This is a genomic window from Psychrobacter sp. AOP7-B1-24 (assembly GCF_052376215.1).
Taxonomy (GTDB): Bacteria; Pseudomonadota; Gammaproteobacteria; order Pseudomonadales; family Moraxellaceae; genus Psychrobacter.
Genome location: NZ_JBQSVL010000060.1, coordinates 1 through 20,588, shown reverse-complemented (window position 1 = coordinate 20,588; position 20,588 = coordinate 1). Strand labels below are relative to the sequence as shown.

14 protein-coding genes and 3 pseudogenes are annotated in these 20,588 nt (G+C 42.8%); 6 read left to right on the top strand and 11 right to left on the bottom strand.

Features of this window, described 5'->3' with window-relative positions; genetic code table 11:
- Nucleotides 1-130: 130 nt before the first annotated feature.
- Entirely contained in the window at nt 131-640 is a 510-nt protein-coding gene (locus tag ACT3QP_RS11260; RefSeq protein WP_068403484.1) for a hypothetical protein, read from the bottom strand.
- A gap of 102 nt (nt 641-742) precedes the next feature.
- On the opposite strand from ACT3QP_RS11260, the gene ACT3QP_RS11255 reads away from it, so the two are divergent.
- Complete coding sequence (locus tag ACT3QP_RS11255; RefSeq protein ID WP_442065670.1) at nt 743-1,483, top strand: serpin family protein; 741 nt, start codon at nt 743-745, stop codon at nt 1,481-1,483.
- Here the strand turns inward: ACT3QP_RS11255 and ACT3QP_RS11250 are convergent.
- The 3 genes and pseudogenes from ACT3QP_RS11250 to ACT3QP_RS11240 all read right to left on the bottom strand — a co-directional run bounded on the left by ACT3QP_RS11250 (nt 1,484) and on the right by ACT3QP_RS11240 (nt 3,929).
- Nucleotides 1,484-2,709, bottom strand: a pseudogene (locus ACT3QP_RS11250) (IS3 family transposase).
- Nucleotides 2,710-2,774: 65 nt separating this feature from the next.
- Nucleotides 2,775-2,912: pseudogene (locus ACT3QP_RS11245) on the bottom strand (IS256 family transposase); the annotation flags it as partial.
- A gap of 111 nt (nt 2,913-3,023) precedes the next feature.
- The gene (locus tag ACT3QP_RS11240) at nt 3,024-3,929 is read right to left on the bottom strand and encodes a LysR family transcriptional regulator (RefSeq protein ID WP_444525543.1); all 906 of its coding nucleotides are present in this window, start codon (nt 3,927-3,929) and stop codon (nt 3,024-3,026) included.
- Between the two features lie 293 nt (nt 3,930-4,222).
- Here ACT3QP_RS11240 and ACT3QP_RS11235 point away from each other — a divergent pair, with 293 nt between their 5' ends.
- The 4 genes from ACT3QP_RS11235 (at nt 4,223) to ppc (ending at nt 12,013) form a co-directional block, all read left to right on the top strand.
- On the top strand, nt 4,223-5,926 hold the full coding sequence (locus ACT3QP_RS11235) for an L-lactate permease (protein ID WP_102076855.1): 1,704 nt from the start codon (nt 4,223-4,225) through the stop codon (nt 5,924-5,926).
- 65 nt (nt 5,927-5,991) lie between these two features.
- On the top strand, nt 5,992-7,698 hold the full coding sequence (dld, locus tag ACT3QP_RS11230) for a D-lactate dehydrogenase (RefSeq protein WP_192992259.1): 1,707 nt from the start codon (nt 5,992-5,994) through the stop codon (nt 7,696-7,698).
- Between the two features lie 127 nt (nt 7,699-7,825).
- Nucleotides 7,826-8,968, top strand: a complete 1,143-nt coding sequence (gene lldD, locus ACT3QP_RS11225) for an FMN-dependent L-lactate dehydrogenase LldD (protein WP_068408375.1) — start codon at nt 7,826-7,828, stop codon at nt 8,966-8,968.
- Nucleotides 8,969-9,238: 270 nt separating this feature from the next.
- Complete coding sequence (ppc, locus tag ACT3QP_RS11220; RefSeq protein ID WP_192992257.1) at nt 9,239-12,013, top strand: phosphoenolpyruvate carboxylase; 2,775 nt, start codon at nt 9,239-9,241, stop codon at nt 12,011-12,013.
- 321 nt (nt 12,014-12,334) lie between these two features.
- Here the strand turns inward: ppc and ACT3QP_RS11215 are convergent, their stop codons facing one another.
- The 7 genes from ACT3QP_RS11215 to ACT3QP_RS11185 all read right to left on the bottom strand — a co-directional run bounded on the left by ACT3QP_RS11215 (nt 12,335) and on the right by ACT3QP_RS11185 (nt 19,514).
- Nucleotides 12,335-13,384, bottom strand: a complete 1,050-nt coding sequence (locus tag ACT3QP_RS11215; RefSeq protein WP_180952532.1) for a dipeptidase — start codon at nt 13,382-13,384, stop codon at nt 12,335-12,337.
- Nucleotides 13,384-14,538, bottom strand: coding sequence for a pyrroloquinoline quinone biosynthesis protein PqqE (gene pqqE, locus ACT3QP_RS11210; RefSeq protein ID WP_068407050.1), 1,155 nt, complete (start codon nt 14,536-14,538; stop codon nt 13,384-13,386). The genes ACT3QP_RS11215 and pqqE overlap by 1 nt, the downstream gene beginning before the upstream one ends.
- Nucleotides 14,535-14,819, bottom strand: coding sequence for a pyrroloquinoline quinone biosynthesis peptide chaperone PqqD (gene pqqD, locus ACT3QP_RS11205; RefSeq protein ID WP_068407047.1), 285 nt, complete (start codon nt 14,817-14,819; stop codon nt 14,535-14,537). The genes pqqE and pqqD overlap by 4 nt, the downstream gene beginning before the upstream one ends.
- Nucleotides 14,816-15,574, bottom strand: coding sequence for a pyrroloquinoline-quinone synthase PqqC (gene pqqC, locus ACT3QP_RS11200; RefSeq protein WP_192992258.1), 759 nt, complete (start codon nt 15,572-15,574; stop codon nt 14,816-14,818). The genes pqqD and pqqC overlap by 4 nt, the downstream gene beginning before the upstream one ends.
- A 21-nt stretch (nt 15,575-15,595) precedes the next feature.
- The gene (gene pqqB / locus ACT3QP_RS11195) at nt 15,596-16,507 is read right to left on the bottom strand and encodes a pyrroloquinoline quinone biosynthesis protein PqqB (protein ID WP_068407044.1); all 912 of its coding nucleotides are present in this window, start codon (nt 16,505-16,507) and stop codon (nt 15,596-15,598) included.
- A 71-nt stretch (nt 16,508-16,578) separates the two neighbouring features.
- The gene (gene pqqA, locus ACT3QP_RS11190; RefSeq protein ID WP_082894360.1) at nt 16,579-16,653 is read right to left on the bottom strand and encodes a pyrroloquinoline quinone precursor peptide PqqA; all 75 of its coding nucleotides are present in this window, start codon (nt 16,651-16,653) and stop codon (nt 16,579-16,581) included.
- Between the two features lie 257 nt (nt 16,654-16,910).
- Nucleotides 16,911-19,514: a membrane-bound PQQ-dependent dehydrogenase, glucose/quinate/shikimate family gene (locus ACT3QP_RS11185; protein ID WP_192992256.1), complete on the bottom strand. Its 2,604-nt coding sequence runs from the start codon at nt 19,512-19,514 to the stop codon at nt 16,911-16,913.
- 851 nt (nt 19,515-20,365) lie between these two features.
- On the opposite strand from ACT3QP_RS11185, the pseudogene ACT3QP_RS11180 reads away from it, so the two are divergent.
- Nucleotides 20,366-20,578, top strand: a pseudogene (locus ACT3QP_RS11180) (IS3 family transposase); the annotation flags it as partial.
- Between the last annotated feature and the right edge of the window lie 10 nt (nt 20,579-20,588).

Below are 20,588 nucleotides of genomic sequence, written 5' to 3'. Positions count from 1 at the left end.
ATACTTCTGATTCTTCAGTAGATACTTGAAATGAGTATTTGAGTTTTTCATACATGGCAAAGCACTTTCACTACTTGGCTTTTGTAAAGCACTCTCTCTTTATAATTGACCTCTTAAGCTGATTTGCCTGCTAGTCAAATTTAGTGCCGAACAATATTGAGCTACGTTTGAGGCACGAGGGCTTCGCTTTTGATATAAAAATATCTTGTACTTTTTGAAACTGACTATCTAAAGCAATACCATTTGAACGAATAATATTACCTATTAAAAAGCCTCTGTCATAAATATAGACAATGCCTTTACCTTTATCCCAATAGGTCACTCCTTCAGGCAGTATAGGCGTAGAAAACATGCCATCACTTGACTCTATTAATAAACAACCCTCTATTACAACCAATCGTCCACCGACCCCCATGTCTAACTGGGGTTCCTCAGGATCAAAAGGGTATGTAAATATATCTGCATATGTCGGTGTTAATATATTAGAGATATCCTCTATTTCAGTCTTCAGGACTTTATTCTCACTAGTGGCTTTATTCATCATGTTTTTTGAAGGTGTCATACAACCTGATATTAAGATTGCTAAAAATATGATTAAGTATTTTTTAAGCTTATGGCTGTCCTTATACACTGTATTCATCTGAAATATCATCCTTAAATTTATTAGCATATGTTTACTAAATCAGCCTAAACCCTTGTATATAATCAGGACATCATCCGAATTATAAAGAGGTACAGCGCCGTGAAAAACCGTAACTATTACATTTATAAAAAGCCTACGATTAAGCTCAGCATGGGTATGCTTGCTTTAGGCAGTTTACTGGCAATCGCTGGTTGTAATAATAGCTTGGTTGACAATCAACTGATAAAAGCGGCAGCCGAAAAACCTGTAGTTAGCAAGACTGAGAACCCTTCAACCCCAAAGACTGATAAGAACTATATCGCTGCTGACGACTCTGCTTCAACGCCTGAAGGTATCAAGCAAGTCGTTAATGCCAACAATCAATTCGCTATTGATCTGTATCAGCAGATAAATAAGCAACCTGCACAATCAGATAAAAACATCTTCTTCTCGCCCTATAGCTTGTCCACTGCCATGGCTATGCTCTATGCCGCAGCAGAGGGTGAAACAAAGCAGCAAATCCAAAAGACCTTTCATTATCCAACGCCAGCTATCCTTAATCCCAATAGTGCCGCGCTCTACAATCAATTTAATAAACCCAATTCAAATTATGACTTAAGCACGGTTAATGACTTATGGATACATCAAGGCTTGAGCCCCAATCAAACTTATTTGGATACGGTGCAGCGCTATTACGGTGGTAAAGTCACCACTCTTGATTTTAAAAACAGTCCTGAACTTTCCCGTCAGACTATCAATAAGACCATTGCCAAACATACCAAGCAGATGATTCCTGAGCTGCTCGCAAAAGATAGTGACCCCTGCCGTCAATCCCGTATATATAAACTTGGGAGATTTTGATTACGCAGCCTGACGATAATAATCAAACCACACCTGTCTTGGCGATTTATAGCCTAAACCCTTTTGAATCCTAGTCTGATTATAATATAACTCAATATATCCAATGATATCTCTGATAGCTGCAAACCTTGTTTTATAGTCTTGGTGATATACTAGCTCGTTCTTCAATATGCCCCAGAAGCTTTCTATGGGTGCGTTGTCAAAGCAGTTGCCTTTACCGCTCATTGAACCTGTAAACTGATGCTGCTTGATGATCTTGTGGTAAGCATGGCTACAGTACTGACTGCCTCTGTCAGAGTGAACGACTAGCCCTTTGCTTGGTTGTTTATTCTTGATGGCCATGTTCAATGCTTTGCATACTAGATCTGCGGTCATTCGCTTATTGATCGCATAGCCGACCAGCTCTTTGGTATATAAATCTTTGACTCCCGCTAAATACAACCAGCCCTCAAGCGTCCAAATATAGGTGATGTCACTGGCCCACGCTTGGTTAGGGCGACTGGCATCAAACTCTTGATCCAACACGTTTGGATAGACCAGTTTGTTGTGATTGGAGTCGGTGGTGACTTTAAAGCGTTTGTGGCGACGGCATTTGATGCTGTATTCCTCTTTGATGCTTCTGACCATGTAAGGACTGATGTTATGACCTTGCTCACTTAGATGCGCATGCAGACGCTCAACACCATAGCGCTCATGAGTTTCACTGTGAGCGGCTTTAACGAGTAGCTCACAATGGTTGCGATGTATCTGCTGCTCGCTGATATCGCGACTCAGCCAGTCGTAGTAACTTGAATGCTTAACCCTTAGCACGCGGCACATAGGGGTGATGGTAAAGAAGTGCTGGTTATCTTTGATGAAGGCGTACCTGACTAGCTGTTTTTCGCGAAGTACGCCGTCGCCTCATTCGAGCATAGCTCTCCCCTTGCGTCGGGGCGAAGCAGTGCTTCGCTTTATCCCTCCTCATTTAAGATCTCGCGCTCCTCTTCGGCAACTTTGAGCTGTCGTTTGAGCTGCTTTATTTCTTGAAGAGCTGTCATAAGATCAGGGTCGTATTACTCTGTGCCGACAAGCTTGCCTTGGTTGGCTTTGTTATGCCAATTCGATAGCGTTTGCATGGCAATGCCAAGCTGCTTTGCGGTTGCTGAGATATTGCCATTATTGTCTGATATCTTCTTAACGGCTTCAGCTTTAAATTCTGTGCTATAGGTTCTTATTTTCTTGACCATGATAAACTCCGATTAATATGCTTAGTTTACCAAGTTTACTTGTACGGTTTCTTCAGCATAGCTCAGTCTTCCATCTCAGCTTCTAAGGCAGTATCAATAAAGGATTGCATGAGCTGCTTTTGAAAATCTTTGATGTCATCGAAGCTGTTCATGCTACCAGCCATTTGCTCGGCCAGTTTCTTGATGTCAGATTGAGTAGTCATTGCTTATTCTCCTGTTATTGGATTATAAGCAGTTACACAGTTTTTAGGAAAGGCTCTATTAGCTTTTTTATTTCATTCATCTTTTTATAGACATCAAAATAGGCTTTTTACTTAGCAGTAGTAAGCCTGTTTCCGGTGTAATGAGTCTCGCAAATGTGCAACGAGCAGTTTTAACTTTTGATCTGGTTGCCTGGCCTTAGGATATACTGCATACATGCCCAGTTCCTTTCGTGTAAACCGTTGCAAAATCTGAGTAAGTGTATGTTGTTGTATCTCCTCATGGACCAACGCTTGGGGCAAAAAAGCAATGCCTAAATCGCTGAGCGTGGCTTGTTTAATCGCACTAAGATGATTGCTATGAAACCTACCATGGACAGGCATTAATTGCTCTGTGCCGTCTATACATACTGGCCATATGTTGTTAGAGGTATTATCTAACTTATAGATTATGCACTCATGATTGTCTAATTCTTCAGGGGTTTGAGGCGTACCATATCGCTTTAAATAATCTGGCGTCGCACATATCACCCATTGGCTATCTATCAGGCGCCTTGCAATGAGCGATGAGTCTTCAAGCTCAGCGGTCCTTATTGCCAAATCAAAGCCTTCTTCTATCAAGTCAACCAAGCGATTGGTAATTTGTAAATCTACTGAGATTTCAGGATGCTGTTCACAGAATTCGGCAATCGATTCGCTCAATATCAAATTCGCAGAGACCACAGGCATGGTTATACGTATAGTGCCTCTCATATCCTCACCGTAACCCGTCACCGCATCTTCTGCTTCTTGAAAGGCAAGTTTAGCAATTTTAGCTTTGTCATACAGCGTCCTCCCTGCATCGGTTAAGCTCAACTTTCTAGTGCTTCTATAAAGTAGCTGAGTATTTAAGTTTTTTTCTAGTTTTGCAATGCGCTTGCTCACTACTGAATTGGTTAATGACATCTTTTCAGCGACCTTAGAAAACGACCCTTCCTCAACAACTTGGACAAATAAAACCATATCGTCAGCTTTGACCATGCTTGTGCTCCAATTGGCGTAATGCGGATTAGATTATAGCAAAAAAGGAAAATAATATTGTCCATTGATGCAATATATCAATTAATTAACAAGGCGTAGACTATTTTAGGGCTTTTTGAACATGGGCCATAGACTGTCGCAAGTCGTGCTCGGTTTTGTCTACAAGACGGCTTGGATAAATTAGCAGTCCCTGTTTGTGAATGTTTAATACAACTTAGTCATCATTGAGTCGTCAAAATAAAGGCTGCGATGACTTGGTTCAGGGAAGATCGCACAATCAAAAGGATGTAATTTTGAATCAAACAATATATGGGCTTTTGGCATTACTGCCAATCGTTCTCTGTGGTATTTTTCTTATAGGCTTGCAATGGTCAGCTAAAAAAACAATGCCTATCATTTTAGTTGTTACCGCTGCGCTTGCCATTTTTATATGGGATATGACGCTTAACCGAGTGTCATCATCTATTATTCAGGGTTTGGTGATAACTGTCTCGGTGTTGTGGATTGTCTTTGGTGCTATTTTTCTGTTGAATACATTAAAACATACTGGTGCAATCGCCGTTATCCGTGCTGGGTTTACCAATGTATCGCCAGATAGGCGTGTGCAAGCCATTATTATTGCATGGTGCTTTGGCTGCTTTCTTGAGGGTGCCTCAGGTTTTGGTACAGCTGCCGCTATTGCTGCGCCTTTGCTGGTGGCGATAGGATTTCCAGCGCTGGGTGCGGTGTTGATGGGAATGATGATACAAAGTACACCTGTATCATTTGGTGCGGTCGGTACGCCTATCGTTATTGGGGTAAATAATGGGTTAGATAAAGCGGCCATTAGCGCTCAACTGGCACAAGAAGGACTACAGTGGGGCGACTTTTTACAACTGATTACCAGTCAAGTGGCTATCATGCATGGTGTCATTGGTACGTTTATGCCACTTTTTATGGTGATGATGCTCACCCGCTTTTTTGGTAAGAATAAAAGCTGGAAAGAAGGCTTCGCTATTTGGCCGTTTGCGATTTTTGCAGGCTTGGCATTTACAATCCCTTATATGATAACCGGTGTTTTTTTAGGGCCAGAGTTTCCTTCACTGGTCGGAGGTTTAGTTAGTATAGCCATTGTTGTAAACGCTGCTAAAAGAGGGTTTTTAGTCCCAAAAACAACTTGGGATTTTGCGCCTCAGAAAAACTGGCCAAGCGAATGGATGGGTAAACTGGTGGTCAGTAAAGAAGATGTGACGCTTGATTTAACCAGTAAAAAGATGTCTGCGGTTATGGCGTGGTTCCCTTATTTACTCGTTGCAGTCTTACTGGTGTGCTCAAGAGTATTCGCTGGATTTGAATCCTTATTAACCAGTGCAACGTTAGATTTTACGACGGTTTTAGGAGAGGCAGATGTAAGCGCTAGTTTTAGTCCTCTGTACTTACCTGGAGGCTTGTTAGTAATAAGCGCCTTGGTTGCCGCTGCTCTGCAAACTAAAAAACCAGGTAGTGCACTAAATAATGCCTTTAAAGAATCAACTAAAACGGTCTTAGGAGCTGGTTTTGTACTGGTTTTTACGATTCCAATGGTCAGAATCTTTATCAATTCAGGGGTAAACTTATCAGATGTGGCGAGTATGCCAGTCGCCAGTGCCGAGTTGTTTGCGGGTACTTTTGGCAACGCTTTTCCGTTAATTAGTTCTACCATTGGTGCACTAGGGGCCTTTATCGCGGGTTCTAATACCGTTTCTAACATGATGTTTAGTCAATTTCAGTATGAAGCGGCGGTGAGCCTACGTATTTCACCTTCTTTAATCATAGCGTCTCAAGCTGTTGGTGCCGCAGCCGGTAATATGGTTGCCATACATAACGTGGTGGCTGCATCAGCAACGGTGGGTTTACTTGGTATGGAGGGCGCCACACTTAGGCGTACTATTTTACCCACCATATACTATGTGTTGTTCTGTGGCATCATCGTCATGGCCGCCATTTACATTTTTGGTTTTCAAGGGCCCTTAGCATGATGAATGACACACAATCACAAGATAAGGAGCATCATATATCTTCGTCAAATCGCGATTCTCAAGGCATGCTTAGTCCTGATCAAGTACTAGACAAGCTAACACAATTACTGGGTGCTAGTAATGTACAGGCTGATCCAGAGAAAAATGAGCACTATAGAATGGGGTGGCGCTCTGGTGGTGGCAGTGCCTTAGCCGTTTTATTTCCGCAAACACTGCTGGAGATTTGGCGTAGCCTAGAAGTATGCGTTGAAGGCGACTGCATCATTATCATGCAAGCGGCTAAGACAGGTCTGACTGAAGGCTCAACACCGAGCGGTAATGACTACGATAGACCAGTTGTGGTGATTAATACGCTTGCAATGAACCAGTTGTATTTGGTGAATGACAACGAGCAAGTGATCAGCTTGCCTGGTGCGACATTGCATCAGCTACAAAGTCAGCTTAATGCTGTCAATAGAGCGCCTCATTCCGTCATCGGTTCCTCGACGTTAGGCGCGTCTATTATTGGCGGTATATCTAATAACTCTGGTGGGGCTTTGGTCAAAAGAGGGCCCGCCTATACCGAGCTTGCGTTGTTTGCCCAAATAAACGAACAAGGACAGCTGGTATTGGTTAGTCATCTAGACGTAGAGCTAGGTGATACGCCAGAAGAAATACTGACTAATTTGCAAAATGGTAATTTTGATAAAAGAGAATTACCTGATAGTGGCAAGCTCGCATCTGACAAAGAGTACATCGCCAGAGTAAAAGACGTTGATGCAAGCACGCCCAGTCGCTTTAATGCGGACAAGCGCAGACTGTATGAAGCCAGTGGCTGCGCTGGCAAGCTTGCGGTGTTTGCAGTACGTCTTGACACTTATCCAATAGCGGCAAAAGAGAAAACCTTTTACATAGGCACTAACAGTGTGAGTGAGCTTGCACAGCTCAGAAGGCAGATACTATCAAGCTTCGACAATATCCCTGAAGTGGGCGAGTATATGCATCGTGATATATTTGATGTCTCCGCTAAATACGGTAAAGACACGTTCCTAAGTATTAAGCATCTCGGCACAGATGCCTTACCTAGATTGTTTTCTATCAAAGGCGCTATTGACGCTAAATTTCATAAGTGGTCATGGATGCCAAAGCATTTTACTGACAAAGTCATGCAGTTCATCGCTACTCTATTTCCAAAGCATTTACCGAAGCGCATGATTGAGTATCGTGAACAATATGAGCATCACCTAATCTTAAAAATGAGTGATGAAGGGATAGCAGAGGCACAGGATTTTCTGAAGACCTTCTTTGCTGCTTCAGACACGGGTAACTATTTTGAATGTAGCCAGGAAGAGTCAGAAAGCGCGCTTTTAAATCGTTTTGCGGCAGCCGGTGCCGCATTACGCTATGAAATCATACATGAAAAAGAAGTTGGTGAGATATTGGCATTAGATATTGCCATACCGCGTAATGAATTAGAATGGCTTGAAACCCTACCTGAAGAAATTGAAAAACACTTAGAGATGAAGCTGTATTACGGACACTTCTTTTGCTATGTGTTTCATCAAGATTATATTTTGAAGAAGGGCAGTGATGCACACCTTGTTAAAAAGATGATGTTAGAGCTATTGAGCGCACGCGGAGCCAAATATCCTGCTGAGCATAATGTAGGGCATCTATACGAAGCAGAGCCTGATTTGCAGAATTTCTATAAAAGCCTAGACCCAACCAATAGCTTTAATCCCGGCATCGGTAAAATGTCGAAAACCAAACGTAACTGCTCGTGCTGTGTGTAATAGTGAGTGTGGGTTGAGCTTGCCGCTTCAAAAATAAGCCAATTGCATCCATCGTTTAGCACTAATCAATAAATAATTAGAGATTCAAAAATATTACATAGATATTTAACAGAATAAGGGCAAGCGTATGATTATTTCATCTCCAAACGACTACAGGGCTGCTGCCAAGCGCCGACTGCCACCATTTCTATTTCATTATATAGATGGCGGTGCTTATGAGGAATATACCTTAAAACATAATGTTGAAGATTTATCGAAAATTGCCCTTAGACAACGTGTACTAAATGATATGTCACTGCTTAGTCTCGAGACGCAGTTATTTAATGAAACTCTGTCTATGCCTGTCGCGTTGTCACCCGTGGGTCTGACAGGTATGTATGCCCGCCGCGGAGAAGTGCAGGCCGCTATGGCAGCCGATCAAAAAGGCATTCCGTTTACCATGTCGACAGTTTCGGTTTGTCCGATTGAAGAAGTAGCGCCTAAAATTAACCGTCCGATGTGGTTTCAGCTTTATGTATTAAAGGACCGAGGTTTTATGAAAAATGCCTTGGAGCGTGCCAAAGCGGCGGGGTGTTCGACCTTGGTTTTTACGGTAGATATGCCAGTACCAGGGGCACGCTACCGAGATATGCACTCTGGTATGAGCGGTAAAAATGCTGCTATGCGCCGTTACTTACAGTCTATGACGCATCCGCAATGGGCATGGGATGTAGGGCTAAATGGCCGTCCGCACGATCTGGGCAATATCTCTACTTATTTAGGTAAGCCAACAGGATTGGAAGACTATATAGGCTGGCTAGGTAATAACTTTGACCCCTCTATTTCTTGGAAAGATTTAGATTGGATTCGCGAGTACTGGGATGGGCCTATGGTCATCAAAGGTATTTTGGACCCAGAAGATGCCAAAGATGCGGTGCGTTTTGGAGCCGACGGCATAGTCGTATCGAATCATGGTGGGCGACAGCTGGACGGTGTTTTATCCAGTGCACGTGCTCTGCCTCCTATTGCCGATGCAGTTAAAGGAGAGATTAAAATTTTAGCCGACTCTGGTATACGTAATGGCTTAGATATTGTGCGTATGTTGGCTTTGGGCGCTGATATTTGCATGCTAGGGCGCGCTTTTATTTATGCTTTAGCAGCGGATGGCGGTGCAGGGGTAAGCAATTTGTTAGAACTGCTAGATAAAGAAATACGCGTCGCAATGACCTTGACTGGTGCCAAAACGATTGCTGATATTAATTCTGACTGTTTAGTAAAGCTGGAGAATTAAACTTGAAGCCGTTAGTTTAGTCATCAATCGTAATAATGAAACTCATAATATTGTTGGCTGACTAGGGATAGACAGATATACCATTACAGGAATGGCTGACCCAGTATCACCAAAAAATAAATGATTAATACATAAAGCTGACAACGTCTTGGCTGATGAGAAGCGAGAGCTTCGAGATCCACATAAACAGGTTAAATGGCTTACACCATAGAAAACCTACATTTAAGACCGCACGACTATATTTGAATGAATTTGATCAGGAGATCAAGGATGACTATTGATAACGACGTACTACGTGAACGCATCAGCTTATTAGGCTCATTTCTAGGAGAGGCGATTTCTCGGCAAACGGGCGAACAAACACTCAACACGATTGAAACCCTACGCCAAGGTTTTATCCAGCAACGCCGGGCGCCTAACGCAGCGAACCAGCAACAACTCATCGACTTTATTGCCTCGTTAGACAACCAAACCTTAAAAAATGTCATCCGCAGCTTTTCTATCTATTTCTTCTTAGCCAATCTCAGTGAAGAAAATTACTTACGAGAACAACGTCAAGCCTTGCGTATGCAATCGGAACATAGCTGGGAAGGCTCGTTTCGGCGTACGCTGCTTGAATGTCGTGAGCGCAATATTGAACCCGCCCAAATGCAAGAGCTGATTGAGCAACTAAAATTTATCCCAGTATTCACCGCCCATCCGACTGAAGCGCGTCGCCGTACGACGATGAATCTATTGCAGAGTTTATTCAAGCATAGCGATGCTTTGAATAATCTTCCTGAAAACAGTTTCGCCTATGAGCAAGCGAAAGAACAAACGGCGCAAACCATTGATTTATTATGGTCATCTGATGAAGTACGGACGCGTAAACCTTTAGTCTATGACGAGATCAATAATGGCCTGCATTATTTCAATGCCAGTTTATTCAGCGCCATTCCCAAAGTTTACCGTAATATTAAAGACGCCATTGTTGATATCTATCCTGAGCTAACAGACTATCCCTTACCGGCGTTCATGAGCTTTGGTTCTTGGATCGGTGGTGACAGAGATGGCAATCCCTTTGTCACTCATGACACCACAGAAATGGCCGTATTGATGCATGCCAATACCGTCTTGCGTCACTATCAAGTGTTGATCAAAAAATTGCGTCGTGAACTGATTCACAGCGATACAATTGTCGCTATCGAACCTGACGTGTATACAAAAATTGAAAGTTATCGTGAGCTCGACAGACGAGTCTTTGATTACAATACTGACGATTACAACAATGAGCCGTACCGAAGACTGTTATCGATTATTCTTGCCAAAATAAAATCGACTAATAGCCATATTCAAAGCAAAGGTACAGACCTCGACGCCGCACACGATGCTTACGCCAACCCACAAGAGTTGTTAGAAGATTTACGTATCATCCGAAAAAGTGTCAATACTCATGACAAAGCACATAGTGACGGCTTATTACTTGATACGATTCGTCTGGTCAAAACCTGCGGCTTTCATCTAGCAGCGCTCGATATTCGCCAAGAATCGTCTTATCATAGTGAAGTGATTGCTGATATTTTCGCCAATGCCTCGAACTTACCAGACTATCAGACTCTGGGTGAAACCGAGCGCCAAGAATGGCTAACGCGCTTACTTGAAAAGCCCGGTACACCGCTCATTTATACCGATAACTTGAGTGATAAAACACGCGAACAATTGGCTTTGATGAACTCTGTGGCAACCTTACGTAAACTGGTCGGGCAAGATACTTTCGGCAGTTACGTCATATCAATGACCAATAACGCCAGTCAATTATTAGAAGTGTTACTACTCATGCGCTTTGCAGGCTTATGTACAGTGAATGACGAAGGGCAACTGTCCGCTGACTTACCCGTCGCACCCTTGTTTGAAACCATCGAAGACCTTAAAAATATCGATAAGATTTTACCTGCCGTCTTGGATAATCCGCTTTATCGAGGGTTGCTGCAACACTTAGATAACACGCAAGAAATCATGCTGGGTTATTCAGATTCATCAAAAGATGGCGGTATTATCACCTCTGCATGGCAGCTGTATAGCGCGCAGCAAACCATTAACCGTATCGCTGAGGAATATGGTATCAAAACCCGCTTGTTTCATGGCCGTGGTGGCTCTGTCAGTCGTGGTGGCGGCTCAACACATAATGCAATTGCCGCTCAGCCCGCAGGGACACTGCATGGAGAAATTAAAGTCACCGAGCAGGGCGAAGTCCTTTATGCCAAATATGCCAACACCGATACTGCTGTATTTGAGCTTACCATGGGCATCACTGGTACCCTCAAAGCGTGCTCAACAAGATTTGTGGTGCAACCGCCTGAACTACCAAATTATGAAGCACTCTTTGCGCGTCTAGCCGATGCGGGTGAACAAAGTTATCGTACGCTTACTGACCATACCGAAGGGTTTTATCAGTTCTACTCACAAGTGACGCCAGTGCAGGAAATCTCTTTATTAAATATCGGCTCACGCCCAGCGCACCGTAACAAAGGTCTGCCTAGTAAGACAACCTTGCGGGCGATTCCCTGGGTATTTGGTTGGTCTTTAGCGCGCTTTACCCTACCAGCTTGGTATGGCGTAGGTAGTGCTCTTCATAGTGTTAAACAAGACGAAGCTTTAATGAGGGAGATGAACAGTTGCTGGCCATTTTTTAACGTATTTATTAGTAATATTGAAATGGCGTTTACCAAGTCTGAGATGAGCATTGCTCAGGCTTATAGTCAGTTATGTGAAGATGAGGGATTACGTGAAAAGATTATGCAAGCGGTAATCGATGAGCACGAGCTGACATTTTCAGGTTTAAATTCTTTGCTTAACCAGACATCATTATTGGCACATCAGCAAAACCTTGCCGCGTCACTGCAGTGGCGAAATGCTTATTTAGATCCGATTAACTACATACAAATCGAGTTGTTGAAACGTGCCAGACAAAAAGACACTATATATGATGACGGTGACTTTAGTGTTGAAGATCCATTAATCCGTAGTATCAATGCTTTGGCAGCGGGTCTACGCAATACGGGTTAATTAATAGAGAATTACGTTCAGATATCTAACTTATGACCTAAATACATTGACTTCCTTTAATTAAATTAAGAAGGTTGAAAAGGTGTAAGGGTCAACTAATTTAGATGTGGGTGGGTTTCTATCGTCAGGCTCCCTAACTAAAATCTCCCGAATTTTTTTATACGGATTTGACGGTAGGGGTCAGTCAGCTACCAGCTATCGAGACGACCCGTATGTAACTTGGTGAAACAGATGCTTGATTATGCCACTACAGTCTATTAATTAGGCAGCAATTGAGACAAGATGTTAGAAAAAAATATTGCCTCTCAAAAAGCTCGATTATCACTGCCATATCCTATCCAGCACAGTGAACCAATTCTTTGACGTAATCTTTTCAATGAGTGGATCGGAGAAATGTCGTTGTTGCATGTGCTCAATCAGCATAGAGATTTGACTGATATCAGATAACTCATCTGGCAATAGACAACCATCAAAATCAGAGCCAAAACCGACGTGATCTTCGCCTAAATGGTCAACTAGATAATCAAGATGATCGACAATCACATCAACTGAAGTTTGCGTGTTGCGTTGACCGTCAGCACGAAGAAATGCAACATCAAAGTTCACCCCAACCATACCACCGCTTTGTTTAATGGCAGCCAGTTGCTGGTCAGTCAAATTCCTTGCTTGCTGACATAACGCGTGTGCATTAGAGTGTGTCGCGACAATGGGCTGATCAATAATCTCTAACGTATCCCAAAAAGCACGCTCATTCATATGCGACACATCGATTAGCATATGTTTTTCACGACACTTTAGAATGAGGTCTTTACCTTGATCCGTGAGACCAGATCCTGTATCGGGAGAATGAGGAAAGGAGGCATTTAAGCCATCACCAAAGAGGCTTTTTCTATTCCAGAGTGGCCCTATACTTCTAAGACCTGCATCATAAAAAACATCCAATAACTCAGGTTTAATGGCTAAAAACTCAGCACCTTCCAAATGAAGGATGATGGCTAATTGCTGATTCTGCTGACAGGCTTGAATTTGCGCTAAAGACTTACAAATCTGAATCTGACCGTCTGATCGCGCCTGTAATTGTTGCACAAGTGCCAACTGTGCACAGCAAATATCCACGATTTTTTGCGGCTCAAAATCTAAGCCTGAGAGATTTGATAACTTGTCAGGATGGTTTTTTTTAACATAAGCGTAGGGCGGCAGGAAAATAGAAAATAAGCCGCCCATCCATCCCGCTTTCTGACAACGTTGTAAATCCAAATGTCCTGGTAGCGTACCATAAATGAAATCATGCACAGGATCTGCGGCTGCACTCAGCCACAGTCGGGTCAATAGGTCGTTATGTCCATCAAATATCACAGGCTGAGCATTCATTATTCATCCATTACCGTACGAGTAGGAATTAATTGCTCTTGACTCAATAGCTTTGAGTTTTTAGGGTTCCTAAAGCGTAACTCTTCAAAGGAAACTGGCGTTTCACTGTTTATACGCGCTTCCTCGATCAGATAATGATAAGGTGATTTGCCACACACAGGATCGGCATTTTTGGCATCCCCAGTCAGCATAAACGCTTGGCAACGACAGCCGCTGTAATCCCGCTCTTTATCTGGGCAGCTTTGGCACATGTCAGGCATCCAATCGTCACCGCGAAACTGATTAAAGCTCGCAGACTCATACCAAATATCTGCAAGTTGGGTGTTGCGTACGTTAGGGAACTGTATTGGTAATTGTCTGGCGGCATGGCAAGGTAGGGCTGTGCCGTCCGGTGCCACAGTCAAGAAAATCTTACCCCAACCATCCATACAGGGTTTAGGACGTTCTTCGTAATAATCAGGAACGACAAAAATGAGTTTACATTTGATGCCACGTTTTTCAATTTTCTTGCGGTGCTCATTGGTAATACGCTCGGCTCGAACCACTTGCGCTTTGGTTGGTAGTAAGCCTTCGATATTCTCAAATGCCCAACCATAAAACTGACAAATGGCCAGTTCAACGGTATCGGCTTCCAGCTCTAAGCACAGCTCAATAATCTGATCAATCTGATCAATATTCTGCCGATGAATGACAAAGTTGAGCACCATAGGATAGTTGTACTGCTTGACCAGACGTGACATCTCATACTTTTGTTCAAAGGCATGTTTTGAGCCAGCCAATGCATTGTTAACCGTTGGATCACTGGCTTGGAAACTGATCTGAATGTGGTCAAGGCCAGCCTCTTTTAATCGAGCAATCCGAGATTCGTTCAATCCCATGCCTGATGTGATTAAATTGGTGTAAAAACCTTTGTTATGAGCATAAGCGACCAATTGTTCTAAATCTTGACGAACGAGTGGTTCACCGCCAGAAAAGCCGAGCTGCACCGTGCCCATTTGCCGCGCCTGATCAAGAACATCGAACCATTCTTGCGTTGTCAGTTCCTGCTTATACTGAGCATAATCAACAGGATTAGAGCAATAAGGGCATTGTAATGGGCAGCGATAGGTAAGCTCAGCCAATAGCCATAATGGCAGTCCTACTGGCGCAGTCATACTAAATCAATCCAATGTTCACGTTGAGCCACCAACATATATTCGATAATGTCTTGCTCGATTTCAGGTATATCACCAAACATAGCCTTCACCTTTTTAATAATATCAGCAATGGACGCTTGACCATCAATGTGTTGACCGATGATGCTGGCACTCTCATTTAATTTGATCATCCCTTCAGGGTACAGCAACACATAAGCGTTCTGTGCAGGCTCAAACTGAAAGCGATAACCATGACGCCATACTGGGACGATAGAGTGATCTAGTTCAGGTAAACTCATTTGAACAATCCTTTATGCCAGACATTATCATCAGTGACGCTTTGGTAAGGGGCTTGATTATGGACATAGACCAAGCTCAAAGAATCCAAAATGGTCCACAAAATATCCAGTTTAAATTGTAGAATCTCTAGCATACGCTCTTGTTGTTCAACTGTTTTGAATGAGTCGAGCGTAATGGTTAGGCCATGCTCAACATCGCGGCGGGCCTGACTTAAGCGCGAGCGAAAATAGGTATAACCTTGCTCTTTAATCCAAGGATAATGTTTTGGCCAAGACTCTAAGCGCGATTGATGAATCTGCGGGGCAAAAAGCTCTGTCAGTGAGCTGCTGGCTGCTTCTCGCCATGAGGTACGACGCGCAAAATTTACATAAGCATCGACTGCAAAACGTACACCCGGCAACACCAATTCTTCAGAAATCACTTGTTCGCGGCTAAGACCAACCGCTTCTGCCAGACTCAACCATGCTTCACGACCGCCACCATCAGGATACACGCCATCTTGATCAATCATGCGCTGAATCCACTCTTGACGCACCCGCTGATCGGGGCAATTCGCCATGATTGCCGCATCTTTCAAGGGAATATTGATTTGATAATAGAATCTGTTGGCGACCCACGCTTGAATCTGCTGTTGAGTCGCTTGTCCTTCATGCATCATGATATGAAAAGGGTGGTAAATATGGTAATACTGACCTTTAGCCATAATCGCTTGTTCAAAGGCCTCTACGCTTAGGGCTATTTTTTCTTCTTGCATTATCTTCATTTTGCTGTCGCCTTACAATTCAATCTGCATACCATCAAACGCCACTTCAACACCGTGTTGTTTCAATGTTGCAGCCTGTTCAGATTGTTCATTCAATATTGGGTTGGTGTTATTAATGTGGATCAATACCTTACGAATGTTTTTGAGCTGATCTAAATAGTGCAGTGATCCATCTTCACCACTAATGTGTAAATGCCCCATGTCTTGGCCTGTTTTTGTACCGACACCGCATTCTTGCATCTCACTGTCAGTCCATAAAGTGCCATCAATCATCACACAATCAGAGGCTTCCATAATCTGCATAATATCATCGTCAATTTTGCCCAAACCTGGCGCGTAAAAGAGTTGTTTTTGCGTTTTTAAGTCTTTTACAATCAGCGCAATATTATCGCCATCATGGGGGTTATTACGATGTGGCGAGTAGGGTGGTGCCGAGCTTCTAATCACCAAAGGCGTCAATTCTAAATTGCTAAAACCTTCAATATTAAAGGTCTGTTTCGGATCAATTTGGTGATATTGCAGGCCACCATTCCAGTGTTTCAACATATTGAAAATAGGAAACCCTGTCGTGAGATCTTGGTAGACCATCTCAGTACACCAAACAGGAATCGGACACCCTTCTCGCAGGGTCAATAGCCCAGTCGTATGGTCAAGCTGACTGTCCATCAAAACCACATTCGTGATGCCTGTATCTCTCAGGTTACGTGCTGGCTGTGCCGCCTTAAATTCAAATAATTGCTGACGAATATCAGGTGACGCGTTGAATAAAATCCAATCTATGCCATTCTCTGATATGGCTATCGAAGACTGGGTGCGGGTCTTTGCTTCAATTGTGCCTTGACGAACACCATGACAATTATAGCAATTGCAATTCCACTGTGGAAAACCACCACCAGCCGCTGAGCCTAAAACGTGAATATACATAAATCAATATTTCCAAAAAAATAAAAGCCCTAATCATCTAGGGCTTTTAATGTATTTAAGTCTAGTAAATTTTAACGCGCTTCAAAATACATAGTGACTTCGAAACCGATACGGATATCTTGAAAAGCTGGTTTAGTCCATTGCATAGGATTACTCCGGAAAGATCTCACTAGCTAATAAGTAAGATTAGTAAAAAGAATCTTTAATGGTATTCTAATCTAGCCCCCGCTGTCAAATCTGTAAAAAGACGGGAAACATTTTAGTTACGCAGTCTAACAGTAGTAATCAAACTATACTTATCTTGGCATATACCACTGTTCATTGTAAGGTAAATTGGATATATGCCTTAGTAATAAAACGGCAATGAATCAAATCATTACCGCTTCATTAAACAGGTATGATGTTACTTGGCTTTGTCAGCAAGTTTATAAGCCATAACATAATCCCCAATAGTAGTACCAACTGAACCATGTCCACCAGCTACCAATACGACCATCTGCTCACCTTTAGAATTTAGATAAGTCATAGGCGTCGCTTGGCCACCTGCTGGAATACGAACATTCCACAATACATCGCCATTTTTTAAATCATAGGCGCGGAAGTTGTTTTCAGTAGCCGCTGACAAAAATGCTACGCCTCCTTTTGTGATGATGGGTCCGCCAATACCAGGAACACCCAGCTCAAACTTCAATGGAATAGGGGACAAATCTTGCACGGTACCGTTTCTACGTTGATAGGCAATCTCACCGGTTGCTAGGTCAGCACCCGCTACTGTGCCCCATGGTGGTTGCTGACAAGGAATGCCTAACGGTGATAAAAATGGTCCCAGCTCTACCGCGTAATCTGCACCTTTATTTTCATTAACTCCTTGCTCTCCTGTATTGGTTTCTCCCTCACCAAGATTGTCTCTAGGAATGAGTTTTGATGTAAATGCCAAATAAGTTGGCATACCAAACATTACGCCATTTTCAGGATCAACGGCGAGGCCGCCCCAGTTAAAGGTACCGAAGTTACCAGGATAGACCAAACTGCCATTCGTCGATGGTGGTGTATAACGACCATCATAATTGAGTTGGTTAAACTCAATACGGCACATCATCTGATCAATGAGGCTAGCGCCCCACATGTCTTTTTCTTTCAACATCGGCGGCTCAAAACTCAAACCAGAGTAAGGTTGCGTTGGAGCGGCATGTTCACCTGCAACCAAGTAACCTTGCGGCGCGGCGCGTTCTTTGATCGGTACGATTGGCTCGCCTGTTGCGCGATTCAATACATACACATCGCCTTGTTTGGTGGGAACAACCAGTGCAGGCTGAACACCTTCTTTGGTTTTTAAGTCAAGTAAGCTTGGCTGAGCTGGCGTGTCCATATCCCAAAGATCATGGTGAACAAATTGTTGAACCCAGCGCGCTTTACCTGTTTTAATGTCTAAAGCGACAACAGACGTCGCATATTTTTCTTCATCTGCGGTTCGATAGCTGCCTAATTGATCCGGTACACGATTGCCCATAGGGAAATAGACCAAACCAAGTTCTTCATCAGCGCTGGCGATCGCCCATGAGTTTGGTGAACTGGTTTTGTACATCTGAGTTGGATCATTGACATCGAAAGGCGCTGTGTTATCAGGATCTCCTGAATCCCAGTTCCATAGTAGCTCGCCAGTATTGACATCATACGCACGAATAACACCAGAAGGTGAATTGACGTCGTAGTTATCATTAACGGCACCTGCCACCACAATCGTATTGCCTACCACTATCGGAGGCGACGTTGAATAATAATAACCCGCTTGTTTAAATGGCATATTGTGCATTAAATCTAAAGCACCATCTTTACCAAAATCTTGACAACGTTGCCCAGTATTTGGGTCAAGTGCATATAACTTAGCATCGGAAGTTGGAATAAATATTTTTGCATCGCATTGCTTAGACGCGTTTTCAAAGGTATTACCAGCTACTTTCTGAACTGGTGTATGGCCGGTCTTGACAGTTGTGTTAGTCACAGCTGCATTATTACTATTTGTCTCATCATTAATAACTGGAGAAATACTATCAGTACCAGCTTGACCTGCATAATAGGACACGCCTCGACACGTTTGATGTTGGCGTTGTAGATTTTTTCCTACTTTGGGGTCAAACTTCCATAATGTTTGACCAGAGTCTGCGTCCAAAGCTAATACCCAGTTGTGTGGAGTGCACATATATAGGGCATTGCCAATCTTTAAAGGAGTTGCCTGATAGGTGGTCTCACCGATATCATTAGGACCTTTGACATCACCTGTTTGAATTTGCCAAGCAAGCTCTAAGTCTTTGACATTATCAGTGGTGATTTGAGTCAGAGGCGAGTAGCGCTGCCCATAGTCAGTACCACCATACGCGCTCCACTCACCCTCTGGCGTTTGCTCGCCATTTGATAACGGAACACCAAGATTTGTAGGTGTTGAATTTTGATCAGCACCATCTTTGGCAGTTAAATTGAGTTCACCTAACTTATCGGTGGCATTATTAGCCATACTACCAAAAGAGATCAGTGCGCCCACAACCACACTAGCCAGCAATCCCCAATAATAAATAGGGTTTTTTGAGTTATTTTTGGCGTCTTTGAAGGGAGTTGTAATAAGATTTTCGGAATGTAAGCTCGATGTACCATTAGCAACTAAATTTTTATCAGAGCTCTTTGATACTCGAGTTTTATTACCCTGCATCTTGTTAGATACCCATGGCAATAACATTAATAAACCAAATATCAGCGGAAAGCCCAAGCGAGTTGCCAGTGCCCACCAATAAAACCCAGATTCCCAAAGCGCCCAAGCCAGGGTCGCTATAATAAAAATAGTATAGAGCCCATAGGCGCTCCAATGTCTTTTAAATAGCAAGAATGCTGTGACAAGCATCGTAATGCCAGCAATAACATAGTAAGCGCTACCGCCTAACGAGAGTAAGTAGGTACCTCCAATAAGCAAAGGTGCGGCAAAAACCGCCATAATAATAGCTATGAATTTTTCCATGAGCGGAACCACCTGTTTATATAAAAGCAGATTGGCATGCAATGATGGACGACCAGTTAAAACTAGACGTCCATCATTACATACCTATGTAATTAACAAATAAATCAAACGTCGAATAACGTTTTGGACTTTATTTTATCACTTATACACAAGATCAGTAAAGGTGAGGTAAGATAGGAAAAACTGTTTGGTAAGTGTTTTAGATACTAGGGCGTGTCTTCATTTTAAAAATGGTAATAAAAATTAGATAAATTGTAGTCAAACAAGGAAAATAGCGCCGTTAATATCGGGATATTACCTAGCTATTTGATGAAGTTTGGCAAAATTTAGCCATTTTTAGCCCATTTAGATGTCCATCGATTGAATTGAAGACACGCCCTAAACTGTTTTTGATATAAATCCATAAATGCATAGCCTAAGACTCAAGTCCTCACTAGCAGACTGAGCTTCTTCCTAGAGATGTTACGTTAAATGGTTTTCATGCAAAAAAAGTCATCGGTTCGAGTGCTCGAAAATAGCTCTGCTATCATGAGAATAATACATAAGTTTAAGTTCCAAAAAACTATCTATAGAAATCTGCTATGACCCTCCCTAAAACCTCTTTAACACGTAAATATATCCTTTTTTAGCAGCAGCGATGCTGTCTGTGTCAGCTATGGTTACTGATTTTAGCCAAGTTCAACGCGAAGCTAATCAAGGTGATGCTGATGCCTAATATGTGCTTAGGATGATATACGTCAAAGGCGAAGGCGTGCGACTAAACACCATGACTACTAAAAAATGGTTTGAGCTATGCTGAAGAAACCGTAGAGGTAAATTTGGTAAACTAAGCGTATTAATCGGAGTTTATCATGACCAAGAAAGTAAGAACCTACTGTGACGAATTTAAAGCCGAGGCAGTCAAGAAGATAGCAGACAATAATGGCAATATCTCAGCGACCGCAAAGCAGCTTGGCATCGCCATGCAGACCTTATCTAATTGGCACAATAAAGCCAATCAAGGCAAGCTTATCAGCACTCAGCAATATGAACCTGATCTTATGGCAGCTATTCAAGAAATAAAGTAGCTCAACC

Bases quoted from the DNA above. Each gene is read 5' to 3' on its own strand.
- ACT3QP_RS11260 (WP_068403484.1), bottom strand. From the start codon at position 640: ATGAATACAGTGTATAAGGACAGCCATAAGCTTAAAAAATACTTAATC.
- ACT3QP_RS11240 (WP_444525543.1), bottom strand. From the start codon at position 3,929: ATGGTCAAAGCTGACGATATGGTTTTATTTGTCCAAGTTGTTGAGGAA.
- dld (WP_192992259.1), top strand. From the start codon at position 5,992: ATGCTTAGTCCTGATCAAGTACTAGACAAGCTAACACAATTACTGGGT.
- lldD (WP_068408375.1), top strand. From the start codon at position 7,826: ATGATTATTTCATCTCCAAACGACTACAGGGCTGCTGCCAAGCGCCGA.
- ppc (WP_192992257.1), top strand. From the start codon at position 9,239: ATGACTATTGATAACGACGTACTACGTGAACGCATCAGCTTATTAGGC.
- ACT3QP_RS11215 (WP_180952532.1), bottom strand. From the start codon at position 13,384: ATGAATGCTCAGCCTGTGATATTTGATGGACATAACGACCTATTGACC.
- pqqE (WP_068407050.1), bottom strand. From the start codon at position 14,538: ATGACTGCGCCAGTAGGACTGCCATTATGGCTATTGGCTGAGCTTACC.
- pqqD (WP_068407047.1), bottom strand. From the start codon at position 14,819: ATGAGTTTACCTGAACTAGATCACTCTATCGTCCCAGTATGGCGTCAT.
- pqqC (WP_192992258.1), bottom strand. From the start codon at position 15,574: ATGCAAGAAGAAAAAATAGCCCTAAGCGTAGAGGCCTTTGAACAAGCG.
- pqqB (WP_068407044.1), bottom strand. From the start codon at position 16,507: ATGTATATTCACGTTTTAGGCTCAGCGGCTGGTGGTGGTTTTCCACAG.
- ACT3QP_RS11185 (WP_192992256.1), bottom strand. From the start codon at position 19,514: ATGGAAAAATTCATAGCTATTATTATGGCGGTTTTTGCCGCACCTTTG.